Annotated in this window: 11 protein-coding genes and 1 pseudogene; 5 read left to right on the top strand and 7 right to left on the bottom strand. The window is 68.7% G+C overall.

Annotated features, from left to right (window positions below; all coding sequences use genetic code 11):
- Positions 1-60 precede the first annotated feature (60 nt).
- Both L0H79_RS03025 and L0H79_RS03020 read left to right on the top strand, forming a co-directional pair.
- The gene (locus tag L0H79_RS03025; protein ID WP_301483066.1) at positions 61-1,296 is read left to right on the top strand and encodes a serine hydrolase; all 1,236 of its coding nucleotides are present in this window, start codon (positions 61-63) and stop codon (positions 1,294-1,296) included.
- A 32-nt stretch (positions 1,297-1,328) separates the two neighbouring features.
- Positions 1,329-3,113 (top strand): biotin carboxylase, encoded by a 1,785-nt coding sequence (locus tag L0H79_RS03020; RefSeq protein WP_301483065.1) that lies wholly within the window; start codon positions 1,329-1,331, stop codon positions 3,111-3,113.
- An 84-nt stretch (positions 3,114-3,197) separates the two neighbouring features.
- On the opposite strand, the gene L0H79_RS03015 is transcribed toward L0H79_RS03020, so the two are convergent.
- Positions 3,198-4,628, bottom strand: coding sequence for an aspartate aminotransferase family protein (locus tag L0H79_RS03015; RefSeq protein ID WP_301483064.1), 1,431 nt, complete (start codon positions 4,626-4,628; stop codon positions 3,198-3,200).
- Positions 4,629-4,859: 231 nt separating this feature from the next.
- Between L0H79_RS03015 and L0H79_RS03010 the strand changes: the two genes are divergently transcribed.
- Positions 4,860-6,251, top strand: a complete 1,392-nt coding sequence (locus L0H79_RS03010) for an APC family permease (protein WP_301483063.1) — start codon at positions 4,860-4,862, stop codon at positions 6,249-6,251.
- Positions 6,252-6,339: 88 nt separating this feature from the next.
- On the opposite strand, the gene L0H79_RS03005 is transcribed toward L0H79_RS03010, so the two are convergent.
- Positions 6,340-7,404: a 3-isopropylmalate dehydrogenase gene (locus L0H79_RS03005; protein WP_301483062.1), complete on the bottom strand. Its 1,065-nt coding sequence runs from the start codon at positions 7,402-7,404 to the stop codon at positions 6,340-6,342.
- Between the two features lie 449 nt (positions 7,405-7,853).
- Here L0H79_RS03005 and L0H79_RS03000 point away from each other — a divergent pair, with 449 nt between their 5' ends.
- Positions 7,854-8,615 (top strand): MgtC/SapB family protein, encoded by a 762-nt coding sequence (locus L0H79_RS03000; RefSeq protein ID WP_301483061.1) that lies wholly within the window; start codon positions 7,854-7,856, stop codon positions 8,613-8,615.
- Here the strand turns inward: L0H79_RS03000 and L0H79_RS02995 are convergent.
- The 4 genes from L0H79_RS02995 to L0H79_RS02980 all read right to left on the bottom strand — a co-directional run bounded on the left by L0H79_RS02995 (position 8,612) and on the right by L0H79_RS02980 (position 12,601).
- Complete coding sequence (locus L0H79_RS02995; RefSeq protein ID WP_301483060.1) at positions 8,612-9,679, bottom strand: DUF2510 domain-containing protein; 1,068 nt, start codon at positions 9,677-9,679, stop codon at positions 8,612-8,614. The genes L0H79_RS03000 and L0H79_RS02995 overlap by 4 nt on opposite strands.
- Positions 9,680-9,928: 249 nt before the next feature.
- Complete coding sequence (serA, locus tag L0H79_RS02990) at positions 9,929-11,512, bottom strand: phosphoglycerate dehydrogenase (protein ID WP_301483059.1); 1,584 nt, start codon at positions 11,510-11,512, stop codon at positions 9,929-9,931.
- A gap of 409 nt (positions 11,513-11,921) precedes the next feature.
- Complete coding sequence (locus tag L0H79_RS02985) at positions 11,922-12,368, bottom strand: RraA family protein (RefSeq protein ID WP_301483095.1); 447 nt, start codon at positions 12,366-12,368, stop codon at positions 11,922-11,924.
- A gap of 62 nt (positions 12,369-12,430) precedes the next feature.
- Positions 12,431-12,601: a hypothetical protein gene (locus L0H79_RS02980; RefSeq protein ID WP_301483097.1), complete on the bottom strand. Its 171-nt coding sequence runs from the start codon at positions 12,599-12,601 to the stop codon at positions 12,431-12,433.
- A 554-nt stretch (positions 12,602-13,155) separates the two neighbouring features.
- Between L0H79_RS02980 and L0H79_RS02975 the strand changes: the two genes are divergently transcribed.
- Entirely contained in the window at positions 13,156-14,475 is a 1,320-nt protein-coding gene (locus L0H79_RS02975) for an NAD(P)/FAD-dependent oxidoreductase (RefSeq protein ID WP_301483058.1), read from the top strand.
- A gap of 244 nt (positions 14,476-14,719) precedes the next feature.
- Here L0H79_RS02975 and L0H79_RS02970 read toward each other — a convergent pair.
- Positions 14,720-15,055: pseudogene (locus L0H79_RS02970) on the bottom strand (ketol-acid reductoisomerase); the annotation flags it as partial.

Genomic DNA, 15,055 nt, shown 5'->3' with positions numbered 1-15,055 from the left:
CTGCCCCGTATGTCTGCCCAGGAGCTCATGCACGGATTTCCACCAGCCTCGGATTCCGTTGTGACAGTGAAGAACTGGCAGGATGCACCGTACAATCGATGGTCCTTCCTGCACCTGCGTGAGGTGATTCCGACGCAGCGCATCCCCCGCGGTCCCGTGCCCGGAGACGCGTGGGTCGTCACCGACCGCAGCGCCGAGCTCGAGGCCGTCAAGGTGCAGCGGCTCGAGAAGGGCACCGGTACGGTCGGGGAGGTTCTCGCCGACACCTTCACCGACGCGGTGCTGGTCGTGCACGACGGCCGCGTGGTCATGGAGCAGTACCAGGGGATCATGCGGGCGGACACCGCCCACCTGCTGATGTCCGTGTCCAAGTCCCTGGTCGGCTGTGTGACCGGCAACCTTGTGCAGGACGGGCACCTCGAGGTCGAGAAGACCGTGGACGACTACGTCCCGGAGATCGCCGGATCCGGGTACAGCGGTGCCCGCGTGCGCGACCTGCTCGACATGCGGACCGGCGCCAAGTTCAGCGAGACCTACAAGGACCCCAAGGCCGAGGTCCGGGTCATGGAGCGCCACATGGGCTGGCGCCCTGGGCTCGACGAACCGCCACTCGGTGCCTACGCCTACCTGAGGACTCTGGATTCCGAGGGCCCGCACGGCGGCGACTTCACCTACCGATCCGCTGACACAGACGTGCTCGGCTGGGTGTGCGAGCGCGCGGCGGGGGACCGGATGGCCAACCTCATCGCGAGGTACCTCTGGACGCCGATGGGTGCCGAGTGGGACGCCGATGTGACCTGCGACTGCGTCGGCACGGCGATCCACGACGGAGGCGTGTCCGCAGTCCTGCGTGACCTGGCCCGGTTCGGCCAGCTCCTGCTCGACGACGGACGATGCGGCGACCGGTCCGTCGTGCCGGCGGGCTGGCTGCGGTCGGCCCGGTCCCTGGACCCGGACATCCGAGCCGCGTTCGCCGCCTCCGAGAACGAGCCGTTCCTGCCCGGTGGCTGGTACCGCAACCAGTTCTGGTTCATTCCCGGGCCGTCCGGCACGGTGCAGCTGTGCCTTGGCATCCACGGGCAGATGGTGCTGGTCGACCGCGAGACCGCGACGGTGGCGGTCAAGTACTCCACCTGGCCGGACCCTCAGAACCCTGCCTTCCTCATCGACACCATCCGGGCCTTCACGGCTCTCGGGCGACACCTGAGTGGGCTGGCGGGTGAGGCTCCGCGACCCGGTGCCACCGGGGCCGCCGTGCATCCGAAGAACCCCGGCTCCGAGCTCGGCCGGAACTAGACCACAGCGACCACCTGGCTCCGATGTCACCCTTGCCCACCGATGTCCTGCGACGTGTCCAGCCGGGCCCTGCCGAGCGTCTGTCAGGCCTGGTCCGCGACGCCCTGCAGGCGGGGGCCGGCCTGCGGCAGCGGCTGCGCGGGCCCGGGCGCCCCGGTTTGACGGCCGTCCTCTGCGCGTGCTGCGCCCCGCCGTTGAGGGCGATACACTTCCTGACCGGTCACTGCTTCGGGACGGGCGTCTCGTCCCTGCAGCGAGCGGCTCATCCCACGAGCGACAGCCAGGACGGTGCCATGAACAGCAACCTCGAACAGGCCACTCAGGTCGAGTCGGCACAGGGCCCACCCGATGCCACCGGTCCCGACACACCACGACGTCACCTGCGCGGCATCTCCGAGATCCGCTCCTTCTTCCGCACCAACACCGAGCCGGTCTTCTTCGTCGGGCCGACCGCGTTCAACCTGCTGGGGATCGACCGATGGGTGCGCAACTTCGAGTACGTCGTCTACTACGACTCGTGGGAGGGCGCACACCCGCGGGTCTTCGCCCCCTCGCACCGGCCCTACGTCGAGTTCCAGAGCGTCGAGGAGATCAACAACTACCTGCTGCGCGACCCCGAGTGCCATGCGTACATGACCCGGCACGGACGCACACCCAAGGTGGCGCTCGTCTTCCTCGACGAGGAGACCGAGCGCATCTGCGAGGAGCTCGGCTACGAGCTCATCCTCCCGCCGGACAGCCTGCGTCGCCATCTGGACTCCAAGATCGTGACGACGAAGCTCGGCAACGAGGCCGGTGCGCCGTCGGTGCCCAACATCCTGGGGCAGGCAGACAGCTGGGAGCAGCTTCGCAGCCAGGCCGAGGACGCCGGGCTCGGCACAGACCTGGTCGTGCAGACCCCGTATGGCGACTCCGGCAAGACGACGTTCTTCGTCAAGTCCGAGGACGACTGGGACGCCCACGCCGAGGACATGGTCGGCCAGGACCTCAAGATCATGAAGCGGATCAACAACCGGGCGGCTGCGGTCGAGGCGGTGAACACGCGACACGGCACGGTCGTCGGCCCCTTCATGACCGACCTGACCGGATACCCGGAGCTCACCCCGTACAAGGGGGGCTGGTGCGGCAACGACCTCTATCCCGAGGCGCTGACCGAGGCACATCGTGCGACAGCCATCGAGCACGTCCGCAGGCTCGGTGACCGGCTGCGCCAGGAAGGGTACAAGGGGTTCTTCGAGGTCGATGTCCTCGTGGACGTAGACACCGACGAGGTCTACCTGGGCGAGCTCAACCCCCGCATCTCCGGCGCTTCGTCGATGACCAACGTGACCGCCGGCGCCTACGCGGACATCCCCCTGTTCCTCTTCCACCTGCTGGAGTACATGGACGTCGACTACGACCTCGATGTGAAGGAGATCAACGAGAGGTGGCGTGACCTGGCGGCCGTCGACGTCTGGTCGCAGCTGATCATCAAGTTCACCGATGACCGCGTCGAACGACTGCTGGCCGCCCCGCGCACCGGCATCTGGCAGCTGCACGACGACGGGTCGCTGGCGTTCCGTCACGTGAGCAACGACTGGCATGAGCTCACCGATGCCGACGAGTGCTTCTTCCTGCGCGTGTACGCCGCAGGTGACTACCAGTTCAAGGGCGCCGACCTCGGCGTCCTCGTCACCAAGGGCCGCATGCAGAGCTACGCCGAAGGGGCCGAGCTGACTCCCCGGTCCCGCCGGTACATCGACGGCATCCGTCAGCAGTACCAGGCTGAGGCCGTGCCCGAGCCCCCATCGGTGCTGCCACTGTCGTACGTCAAGTAGCGCCTACGTCAAGCAGCGCGAAACCCCCGGTCGAGATCTCGCGGTGCGGGATCCCGGCCGGGGGTTTGCTTGGGGTCGATCAGCTCAGAGGTGGTTCTCGGCCTCGGTCAGGACGGACCGGAGCCGGGACTCGATGTCGTCGAACTGTTCCTGGCCGATGATCAGCGGCGGCGCGAGCTGGATGACCGGGTCGCCGCGGTCGTCGGCTCGGCAGTAGATGCCGGCATCGAACAGCGCCTTGGACAGGAAGCCGCGCAGTAGGCGTTCGGCCTCGGCGTCGTCGAAGGTCTCACGGGTCGTCTTGTCCTTGACCAGCTCGATCCCGTAGAAGTAGCCGGCCCCGCGCACGTCACCGACCAGCGGCAGGTCCAGCAGCTTCTCGAGCGTCGCCCGGAACGCGGGCGCGTTCTGGTGGACCCGGTCGTTGAGCTTCTCTCGCTCGAAGATGTCCAGGTTGGCCAACGCGGCAGCGGCCGAGACCGGGTGCCCACCGAAGGTGTACCCGTGCATGAACGTCGTCGTGCCCTTGCGGAACGGCTCGAAGAGCCGGTCGCTGGCGATCATCGCCCCGATCGGCGCGTACCCGCTGGTCATGCCCTTGGCGCAGGTGATGATGTCCGGGACGTACCCGAAGTCGTCACACGCGAACATCGACCCCACCCGCCCGAACGCGCAGATCACCTCGTCGGAGACCAGCAGGACGTCGTACTCGTCGCAGATCTCGCGGACCCGCTCGAAGTAGCCCGGCGGCGGCGGGAAGCACCCACCGGAGTTCTGCACCGGCTCGAGGAAGACCGCCGCGACCGTGTCCGGCCCCTCGAACTCGATCGCCTCGGCGATCCGGTCCGCTGCCCAGCGCCCGAACGCCTTCTCGTCGTCGCGAAGGTGCTCCGGGGCCCGGTACAGGTTCGTGTTGGGCACCTTGAAGGTGCCCGGCACCAACGGCTCGAACATCTCCTTGGCCGCCGGGATCCCGGTGATGCTAAGTGCCCCCTGCGGCGTGCCGTGGTACGCGACAGCGCGCGAGATGACCTTGTGCTTGGTCGGCTTGCCGACCAGCTTGAAGTACTGCTTCGCCAGCTTCCAGGCGCTCTCGACCGCTTCGCCACCCCCGGTGGTGAAGAAGACCCGGTTCAGGTCGCCCGGGGCGTATCCGGCGAGCCGCTCGGCCAGGTCGGCCGCCGGCGGGTTGGCGTACGACCACAACGGGAAGTACGGCAGCTGCTTTGCCTGCCGGGCCATCGCGTCGGCCACCTCGTCGCGACCGTGCCCGACCTGCACGACGAACAGGCCGGCCAGCCCGTCGAGGTACTCGTTGCCGGCCTCGTCCCAGATCCGGTAGCCCTCACCCCGGGTGATGATCGGCACCTGCTGGCCCAACCCCCCGGACTCGACGGGCTCGAAGACCGAGTGGCGCGTGAAGTGCATCCACAGGTGGTCGCGGGCCGCCGCCGACACATCCGTGCCAGCCGCGGTCCGCAGGACAGAAGCGGTATCGCTGGTTGAAGAAGTCATCTGGTGCTCCATGCTCTCTGTTGCTGGATACCACCCATAGTGACTGATGGATCACGAACTTTGCAAGCCTGCCGGCAACAGATCCAATACTTTTTTATCTACAGTACTTCCGATTCCGCATGAAAGTGACTAGTCTCCCTTCAGGCACCACCGCGGCCGTCGATCCCAGGCGAGAGGTCGCAGCCCGTGGTGCACCGGCGAACCGGGGGCGATCCCAAGAAAGAGGCAGCAATGGCGCAGAGTACGAACCGCCTGTCGAGGTCGCTCGGCCTGTGGGCGATCGTCGGGCTCGGTCTGGGGTACATGACCCCGACCGTCATCTTCGACACGTTCGGCATCGTGTCCGACGAGACAGGCGGCGTCGTGCCCACGGCGTACGTCCTCGCTCTGGTGGCGATGATGTTCACCGCGATCAGCTATGGCCGGATGACCCGGATCTTCCCGTCGGCCGGGTCCGCCTACACCTACACCTCGGAGACCATGAGCCCGAACCTTGGGTTCCTGATCGGCTGGTCCTCCCTGCTGGACTACCTCTTGCTCCCCCTGGTCAACGCCCTGATCATCCGCAGCTACATGAACGCCTTCTTCCCGGATGTGCCCGAGTGGCTCTGGGTCGTGGTCTATGTCTTCGGGATCACCACCATGTGCCTGCTCAGCATGACGAACACCTCGAGAGTGAACGGCCTGCTCGTGGTCTTCGAGGTGGTCCTGATCGTGGTCTTCCTCTTCCTCGCCGGCCGCGCGCTGACGAGCGGCGGGGGCAACGGCACTCTCTTCTCAACTGATCCCTTCTGGCACGAGGGGGTGCATCTCGGGCTGGTCATCACCGGCGCGACGATCGTGTGCTTCTCCTTCATCGGGTTCGATGCGATCACGATGTACACCGAGGAGGCCAAGAGCCCCAACACGGTGCCGAAGGCGATCGTTCTCGCCCTGGTGATCGGCGGCAGCATCTTCTTCGTCGCCGCGTGGTTCACCCAGTCGCTGTTCCCCACGATGAGTGGCTTCAGCGAGGATGCCCTGCAGAACAGCGCCCTGCCGGAGATCGCCTTCAAGGTGGGCGGGGACCTGTTCAAGATCCTGCTGACCTCCGCCGCCTTCGCGGCGACCGTGGCCTCGAGTCTCGCCTCACACGCCTCGGTCTCGCGCCTGCTCTTCGTCATGGGCCGCAACGGGAAGGGACCGCTCTCACGCCAGTTCGCCTTCATTCACCCGACCTGGCGCACGCCCGCCAAGTCGGTCGTCTTCGTGGGGGCGGTCTCCTTGCTGGCCATCCCGTTCAACCTCGACTTCATCGCCGCGATGATCAACTTCGGGGCGTTGGTCGCGTTCACCTTCGTCAACCTCACCGTCGTCGTGTACTTCGCGTACCGGAAGCGGCTGGTCAGCTCGATGGGACAGGTCTTCACGAACATCGTGCTGCCGATGCTCGGCGTCGCGGCCACCGTCGTGCTGTGGGTCAACCTGTCGCCGGACTCGCTGCACTACGGCCTGGTCTGGTTCGGCATCGGGTTCGCCACCTTGCTGGTGATCACTCGGTTCCTGCGTCGTCCGCTCACCATCACGATGGACGAGGAGGAGATTGCCGAGGTGCGCGGCGAGGTCGAGGCGCTCGAGGACTGAAAGGTCCGGGCTTCGGCTCAGGCAGGCTCGGACGGGCGCTCGTCCCGCTCCAGTTCAGGTTGGGACCGGCGCCCGCCGGGGCCGTCGGTCAGAGTCGCGACGCGATGGCGTCGCCGATCTGGCTCGTCGTGCGAGCGGCGTCGCCGCGCCCGGCGAGATCGGCTGTGACGGCCGCCTCGATCCGCGCAGCGTGCGCGTCGTGCCCGAGGTGGGCGAGCAGCATACCTGCCGACAGGATCGCGGCAGTGGGGTCGGCCTTGCCCTGGCCCGCGATGTCGGGAGCCGAGCCGTGGACCGGTTCGAACATGCTCGGGCTCGTCCGGAGTGGGTTGATGTTGCCCGAGGCGGCCAGGCCGATGCCACCCGTGATGGCCGCTGCGAGGTCGGTGATGATGTCGCCGAACAGGTTGTCGGTCACGATGACGTCGAAGCGACCCGGGTCGGTCGCGAGGAAGATCGTCGCCGCGTCGACATGCAGGTAGGCGGTCTGCACGTCGGTGAACTCCGTGCCGACCTGCTCGACCGTGCGTCGCCAGAGGTGACCCGCGTACGTCAGGACGTTGTGCTTGTGCACGAGGGTCAGGTGCTTGCGGGGACGAGCCTGGGCGCGGGCGAACGCGTCCCGCACGACCCGCTCGACGCCATACCGCGTGTTGACGCTGACTTCGGTCGCGACCTCGGCAGGTGTGCCGGCTCGTAGGGCACCACCGTTGCCGACGTACGGGCCCTCGGTACCCTCTCGCACGACGACGAAGTCGATCCCGTCCGGCGCCACGCGCTCGACGTCGAGGGGGCTCCCCACGCCGGGGTAGAGCCGGGCGGGGCGGAGGTTGACGTAGTGGTCGAGGGTGAAGCGCAGCGGCAGGAGGATGCCCCGCTCGAGGACACCGGAAGGCACGCTCGGGTCACCGATGGCACCGAGCAGGATCGCGTCGTGCCGGCGCAGCTCGTCGACGATGCCGTCGGGCAGCGTCTCGCCGGTCCGGTGCCACCGCTGGGCTCCGAGGTCGTACTCGGTCGTGGTGACCTTGGGACCACCCGACCCGGTTACCGCGTCAAGGACCTTCAGGCCCTCGGCGACGACCTCGGGCCCGATCCCGTCACCTCCGATGACGGCGATGGACAACGAGTCGGTGCGGTCTGTGGCTGCCATGCGCACAGCCTAGGGCTCGTCTTGTGATGTGGAACTGCTATCTCAGTCGGCGAACGACGAAGGGCTCGGCCAACTCGGCCGAGCCTCTCGTACGGTCTGCGACGAGCCCTTGCCAGGCTCAGTCGTCGTCGTCAGTGTGGCCCTGGTCGCGCAGGTCCATCGACTCCTGCAGTGCGCGGCGGGCGGCCTCGGCTTCTTCGCTCATGATGAAATCTGTCCTTCTCGAGAAAGTGGATCGTTCGGTCTCAGGGGCTCGAGCCCGGGTGGGCGAGCCAGTCAGCGTCGAGGGGTGCGCGGGTTCTCCGCGGCGAGGTCGCTGACTACCTGGACTCGCCGCGGCTGATAAGGATGAGTACCTGACGCCGCGTCATGCCTTTCACGTTACGCGGACTCGGTGCGAGCGCAAGGGGTTTCCCACAACCCGAGACGCGCGGCACTAGGGTCGGGGCATGGTGAGTGGCTTCGGAGAGCCCACTGGAGAGGGCTGGGCCCAGGTCCTCGAGCTCGGTGTCGCCTTCGTCCTGGCCCTGCTCATCGGCATCGAGCGCGAGTCCCGGCAGAAGTCGGCCGGCATCCGCACGTACACCCTCGTCGGTCTCGGCTCCGCCCTTTTCGTCCTGGTCAGCAAGTACGGTTTCACCGATGTCCTCGGCGACCAGGTCCGCCTCGACCCCTCCCGGGTGGCCGCCGGGATCGTCACCGGCCTCGGCTTCATCGGCGGCGGGCTCATCTTCGTACGTCAGGATGCCGTCCGCGGCCTGACGACGGCTGCCAGCGTCTGGCTGGTTGCGGCCGTGGGTGCCGCAGCGGGTGCCGGCCTGCCGGTGCTGGCCACCCTCACCACGGCGCTCTACTTCGTCATCATGTACGCCCTGCGACCGCTCCAGTCGTTCGTGCACGGTCGCTACCCGGACGTGCACGCACTGCGCGTCACGTACGTGGACGGTCGGGGCCTGCTCCGCCAGATCATCGACCTCGTCACCTCGCGCGGTTTCGCGATCGAGGACCTCACGACCTCGCAGACCGCCACGGTCCAGATCGGGTCCGGACGCGGGCGTGACGAGTCCGAGGCACCACGCCAGGGGGGCCGGCTCGTCACGGTCGTCCTGATCCTGTCGGGGCGCGGTCGGCTGCCTTCGCTCAACGCCGCGCTCAGCGAGGTGGACGGCATCGTCGCCGTCGAGCGGACCACCCACCACGCGGAGGACTAGACCGTGTCCTGCCCCACCACCCCGGCGTCACTGACGTCCGCAGTCCACTGCAGACCGTTCCAGTAGCGGAACTCGTGCCGGCCGGTGGGGTCGGCCACCCAGGTCGGCGTCTCCCACCTGGCCGGTGGCGGAGGGGACACCGGGGCCGAGTGTGCGCCGACCCCCGAGGCGGGTGCGCCCAGCGGCTGAGTGTGCACTGGTGGGTGTGCGGGCTGCGGGCCATACGCCGGGGGAGCAGACGCGCCGCTGCGCGTCAGAGCGAGCTCTTCTGCCGCCTGCTCGGTCACGATCCTGATGAGCGGCTTCGAGCCGACGTTGCGGAGGAATGCGGCCTGCAGCCGGATCACGACGACGAACCAGAACATCCCGACGACGAACACCAGGCCACCCACGCCGGGCCGACCCCCCAGGCTGAGTAGGACGGCAGCGAGGGTCGCCCACAGGACGGCCAACCCCACGCCGCCGCCGAAGATGATCGGATAGACCGCCTTGGAGACCCACGTCGGGGTGCCGGTGCTGTGGTTGACGACGCAGATGTAGGGGCCGCGCTTGCGCCCCGGAGAGACAGCCCACACAGCCGTCACGAGTTGTCCTTCGCCCAGCGGCACGTAGGCTCCCTCCACCTCGACAGTGTGTTGGCGACCTTCACGGTCGGTGAGTGAGAAGCGGTCGTGCACCTTCGTCGTGGTGTGGGACCCGATCTGGCCATGCACGTTGCCGAGCCCATCGGTGGAGACGGTTCCGCTGACAGCGGTCTGGCTGTCGACGTTCCGGCCGACCGAGTGGGTGACCCCGCGGAACCAGTACAGGGCATGGGTCTTGCTCCCGCCGACGAGCCGGTTCGCGTCTCGACCCCGGACCCGAACCGGCCAGGAGATGCGCACCATCGAGACGATGAGCAGGTAGAGGAAGAGCATGCCGCAGCCGACGAGCGCTGCGGTCGGCCCCACGTCGTCATCGCCGATCCCGAAGATCCGCAGGACCACCGCCCACAGGACGAATCCCACGATCCAGGCCTTCAACCGGCCCGCCAAGGCCATGACGCCATGCGCTCCCTGTGACATGGTCCACCTCCACTGCACGCGACGTGGCGGACGTCGCCGACGCCCGGACCGGTTGGGGCACGCCCGCCGAAGGGTAACGGTCCATTCTCGCGTGCCCCGGACCGGCGGGCTGGTGGTTTCGAGAATTCGAGCCACCCGTTCACCGGTGCGACGGGACGAACAGGTCAAAGCGGCACGTATGCCGCTGAGCTGGGGGACTCGCGTGACACGCGGACCCAGCGCAGCGGCATACCGAAGAAGAAGGGCCGCTCAGTCCTCGAGGTCGACGACCGCGAACGTCGTCGCCGCGATCGTGGCAGCGACCTCGCCGGCGAGCTGTTGCGAGACGATGTTGTCGACATTGATGACCCCGATGGCGCTCTCGCCGTGGCGGGAGACCTGCATGCCACCGATGTTGACGCCCGCATCGCCGAGGAGCTTGCCGACCTTGCCGACGATGCCCGGACGGTCGGTGTACTCGAAGACGAGCATGTGGTCCGAGAGCGGCACCTCGAGGTCGTAGTCGCCGACCCCGACGAGCTTCTCGACCATCTTCGGCCCGGTCAGGGTGCCGGCTACCGACACGGTCGTGCCGTCGCCGAGCGTGCCACGCAGGGTCGTGATGTTGCGGAAGTCGCCGCCGTCGGGCGAGGTGACCAGGCGCACCTGACAGTCGCGCTGCTCGGCGAGGATCGGGGCGTTGACGTAGGTCACGGGGTCCTCGACGACATCGGTGAACAGGCCCTTCAGGGCGACGAGCTTCCACACGCTGACGTCATACTCGGTGATCTCGCCTCGCACGTCGATGTCGAGCTGGGCGGGCACGGCACCGGCGACGGCCGTGAAGATGCGTCCGAGCTTCTCGACAAGCGAGATGCCGGGCCGGACCTCCTCGGCGATGAAGCCGCTGCTGACGTTGACGGCATCGGGGACGAGCTCGCCGCTGAGGGCCAGGCGCACCGACCTGGCCACGGCGACGCCGGCCTTCTCCTGGGCCTCCTCGGTCGAGGCGCCAAGGTGCGGCGTGACGACGACGGACTCGTGGCCGAACAACGGCGACTCCGTGCACGGCTCCGTCGCGAAGACATCGAGACCGGCGCCGGCGACCCGTCCCTCGTCCAGGGCACGGGCGAGGGCCGCCTCGTCGACGATGCCCCCGCGAGCCGCGTTGACGATGCGAACGCTCGGCTTGACCTTCGACAAGGCGTCCTCGCCGATGAGGCCGAGCGTCTCGGGCGTCTTCGGCAGGTGGATGGTGATGAAGTCGGACTCGGCGAGCAGCTCGTCGAGCGTGACGAGCTGGGCGCCGATCTGGCCAGCCTTGGCGGCCGAGGCGTAGGGGTCGTGGGCGAGGATCCGCATGCCGAAGCCCTTGAGCCGCTCGGCGACCAGGGCTCCGATCCGGCCGAGCCCGACGACGCCGACGGTCTTGTCCAGCAGCTCGACACCGGAGTACGTGCTCCGCTTCCAGGCGCCGCCCTTGAGCGACTGGCTGGCCGGGGCGATGTTGCGGGCCGTCGCGAGGAGCAGGCCGATCGCGAGCTCGGCGGCCGACGTGATGTTCGACGTCGGTGCGTTGACGACCATGATGCCCGCTTGCGTGGCGGCCGCGACGTCGACGTTGTCGAGACCGACGCCGGCGCGGGCGACGACCTTGAGCCGCTTGCCGGCCGACAGCGCCTCGGCATCCATCTTGGTGGCCGACCGGATCAGGATGGCGTCGACGTCCGCAAGAGCCGGGATGAGCTCGTCGCGGTTCGCTCCGTCGCAGCGTCGGACCTCGAAGTCGGGGCCGAGGGCGTCGAGCGTCGCGGGCGAGAGCGCTTCGGCGATGAGGACTACGGGTTTGGACACAGGGGGCTTCCTTCGGACGATGTACGGGCCCGCCGGGCGCGGCCCAACAACTGGCACCGCGATGTGCCGGGCGCCAGTCTAGGGCCGAGAGGACCCGGTCGGGGTATGCCTGGTCAGGATGTGGCCGTGCGGATCGGCTGCCTCCCCAGGCACGACCTCAGCAGCCACGCCCGGTTCGGTTGACGAGGGCCGCGATCCGGCGCCACATCTCGACCGGGTTGGAGTTACATGGGCCAGTGCCCGCCGAGCGGGATCTCGGCCGGCTCCACTCCCGCCTCGGCGAGAGCCGGCAGGTAGGACAGGGCGGCGTTCTGCGCGCCGTACCTTCATCATCGTGCCGCCGGAAAGCGGCCCGATGTCCTGCGCGCAGTGATCGTGAGGGCCGGGTTGTCCGCTACCGAGGGCGTGCTCAGACATCGCGGTCTCCGTCGAGTCCGTAGACCTCGAGGGTGGTCTCGCCCTCGCGGAGCCGAGCCATGATCTCCTGCTCCCTCGCGACGCGCAGGTCGGCCTGCTCGATGACGCTCTCGGCGATCTGGGCGGGCAGCACGACGACGCCGTCGGCGACGATGGTGTCTCCGGTGCGGACCGGGACCCCGCCGATCTCGACCTCGGTGCCGAGGCCGCCCCGGAAGAGCTTGCGGGTGCCGCGGACCGAGTTGTTGCGGGAGAACACCGGGAACTCGAGCCGGGACTGCTCGACGCTGTCGCGCACGCCACCGTCGATGAGCAGTCCGGTGATGCCGCGCGCCTCGGCTGCGACAGCCAGCACCTCGCCCCAATGGCCGAACTCTGCGGCGTTCACGTCGACGACCAGGATCGAGCCCTCGGGAGCGGCGTAGACGCCGCGGTGCAGGGCGAGGTTGTCGCCGCCCGCACCCTGGACGGTGTAGGCGGTGCCGGCCAGGCGGCACCCGGTCAGGCGGCGCGGATCTGGGGGTCGAGTCGGAAGAGCCCGGTGTGGCGACCGCGCAGCGGGTGGTCGGCCGGCAGTGCGGCGAGCGTCGCGACTGCGGCCTCGTAGAGGATGGCTGCGGCATGGCCCCGGGTGTCGACGGTAGGGAGGGCGAGGGTGGTGGACGTGCTCATGACGTCCTTCCTGCGGTTGCGCTCTCGGGTGTCTGGAGCCGGTGGTGGCCCTGCTGGGCACGCGCCTCGGCGAGGGTGGAACCGGCGAGGACGGCCCCGGCGAGGACGGCCCCGACGATGGCGTCCTCGACCAGTTCGATGCGCTCGGCGATGCCGGTTGCCGGGAATGCTCACCGCTTTCCGGTCCACGCATCCCCGGGTCGAGCTGGTGCTCCAGGAGCTGGACACACGATGCGTTGCGGGGCGTTGACCGAGCGTGCGATCGACCTGGCGCTGGTCCGACTGCTCGCCGGGCCGCCGGGACGGCAGCGACGCATCCTGGTGGACGAGGAGTTCGTGGTCGCAGCCCCGAGCTCGTGGCGGCTCGGCGAGGCGCCGATGGACCTGGCCAGTACCGCGGACCTGCCTGGGTCCGGCTGCCCCGGGAGGTCTCGCCCGACTACCACGACAAGGTCGTGCAGTGCTGCCGCGACAACGGCGAGGACGACCAGGAAAAGGACGAGCCGGCGAGGACGAGGTTGGCGGGTTCATCGCGCCGGAGGGAGGATGAACGCATGAGTGGTGAGCCGTTCGTCATCATCGGGGGCGGCGTCGCAGGCGCCCGAGCCATCGAGGCGATCCGCGAGAACGACACCGAAACCCCGGTCATCCTCGTGGCACGCGAGAAGCGGCTCCCGTACGAGCGCCCGCCGCTGTCCAAGGAGGTCCTCCTCGGGGTCGAGTCCCCCGAGGCCGCCTTCGTGCGGCCCGTCCGGTGGTACGACGAACGCGGCGTCGACCTGCGGCTCGGTGTGGCTGCCGACAAGCTCGACCCGGCCAGCCGGAGCCTGGTCCTGTCCGACGGTCAGGAGCTCACGTGGGGCGCGGTGCTGCTCGCGACCGGGTCCGGCGCGCGCAAGCTCGAGGTACCCGGCACGCGGCTCGGCGGCGTCTTCTACCTGCGCACGATGACGGATGCCGCCGCGCTGCGTGAGCGGCTCGTCCACGGCAGCAGGGTCGTCGTCGTCGGTGCCGGCTGGATCGGCCTCGAGGTCAGCGCCGCCGCACGTAGGCGTGGCGCCGAGGTGACCGTCATCGAGCCGCACGATGCGCCGCTGCTCGGCACCCTCGGGGAGCGGATCGGGGCCTGGTTCGCCGACGTGCACCGCTCGCATGAGGTCACCTTCCGGTTCGCCGACGGTGTCGAGAGCCTCGAGGGAGAGGGCGACGTCGTGACCACAGTGGTCACGACCGGTGGTGATCGGCTCCCGGCCGACACGGTCGTCATCGGGATCGGCGCGTTCCCCAACACCCGTCTCGCCGAGGGGGCGGGCCTCGACGTCGAGGACGGCATCCTCGTGGACGAGTCGCTCCGGGCGTCCGCCGACGGGGTCTACGCGGCAGGAGACGTCGCCCGCTGGTACCACCCGACCCTGAGGACACGGGTGCGCGTCGAACACTGGGCCAACGCCTACGACGGCGGGTACGCCGCCGGCCGGTCGATGGTCGGTCTGCCGGTGCACTACGGCCCGATGCCGTTCTTCTACTCGGACCAGTACGACCTCGGCCTCGAGTACGCCGGGTACGTCCCACCGGGGACCGACACCGAGCTCGTCCTTCGTGGAGACCCGGCCAGCAACGAGTTCCTCGCGTTCTGGGTCGGGCGGCACGGCGACGACGCACGGGTGCTCGCCGGGATGCAGGTCCACATCTGGGACGAGATCGACACCGTCCAGGCGCTCGTGCGGTCCAAGGGGCCCGTCGACCTCGACCGGCTCGCCGACCCGACGGTCGCCCTGGATGCGGTCGGCGCGAACGAGCTGGGCGGCATACCACGGATGAAGTCGCGGTACGCGGTGCACCGGCTGGCCTGGCCCCCTCCGGACTCCCTGTGAGGGCTGTGCGCGGTTGGTGTCATCAGGACGACACCAACCGCGCACGCTCCTTCGGAGCTCGCGTCCTCAGCGGGGCTGTCAGCGGGCGCACCTACTGGCCCGCTTCCACGCCCCGCTCCGGGCCTCAGTCGCCGGCGCTCCCTCGTGTCCTCACGGGGCTGTCAGCGGGCGCACCTACTGGCCCGCTTCCACGCCCCGCTCCGGGCCTCAGTCGCCGGCGCTCCCTCGTGTCCTCACGGGGCTGTCAGCGGGCGGCACTCCCCTCGACGTAGTCCGAGTCCTGGTCCTGCACCCACGCCATCAGCTTGCGCAGGTCCTTGCCGGTCGCCTCGATGGGGTGCTGGGCGCCCTTCTCGCGCAGGGACTTGAACTCCGGTGCCCCGACGTCCTGGTCGTCGATGAAGCGCTTGGCGAACGCGCCGTTCTGGATATCGGCCAGCACGCCCTTCATGTTCTCCTTGACGTGCGGGTCGATGACGCGCGGCCCGGAGACGTAGTCGCCGTACTCGGCCGTGTCGGACACCGACCAGCGCTGCTTGGCGATGCCGCCCTCGATCATGAGGTCGACGATGAGCTTGAG

The organism is Intrasporangium sp. (genome assembly GCF_030452765.1).
Lineage (GTDB): Bacteria > Actinomycetota > Actinomycetes > Actinomycetales > Dermatophilaceae > Intrasporangium_A.
The sequence above is the reverse complement of the archived record's forward strand: the minus strand, read 5'-3'. Positions and strand labels throughout refer to the sequence as shown.

Excerpts from the sequence above, each read along its gene's own strand:
- L0H79_RS03005 (WP_301483062.1), bottom strand. The coding sequence starts at position 7,404 with ATGGCAGCCACAGACCGCACCGACTCGTTGTCCATCGCCGTCATCGGA.
- L0H79_RS02975 (WP_301483058.1), top strand. The coding sequence starts at position 13,156 with ATGAGTGGTGAGCCGTTCGTCATCATCGGGGGCGGCGTCGCAGGCGCC.
- L0H79_RS02995 (WP_301483060.1), bottom strand. The coding sequence starts at position 9,679 with ATGTCACAGGGAGCGCATGGCGTCATGGCCTTGGCGGGCCGGTTGAAG.
- L0H79_RS03000 (WP_301483061.1), top strand. The coding sequence starts at position 7,854 with ATGGTGAGTGGCTTCGGAGAGCCCACTGGAGAGGGCTGGGCCCAGGTC.
- L0H79_RS03015 (WP_301483064.1), bottom strand. The coding sequence starts at position 4,628 with ATGACTTCTTCAACCAGCGATACCGCTTCTGTCCTGCGGACCGCGGCT.
- L0H79_RS02980 (WP_301483097.1), bottom strand. The coding sequence starts at position 12,601 with ATGAGCACGTCCACCACCCTCGCCCTCCCTACCGTCGACACCCGGGGC.
- L0H79_RS03010 (WP_301483063.1), top strand. The coding sequence starts at position 4,860 with ATGGCGCAGAGTACGAACCGCCTGTCGAGGTCGCTCGGCCTGTGGGCG.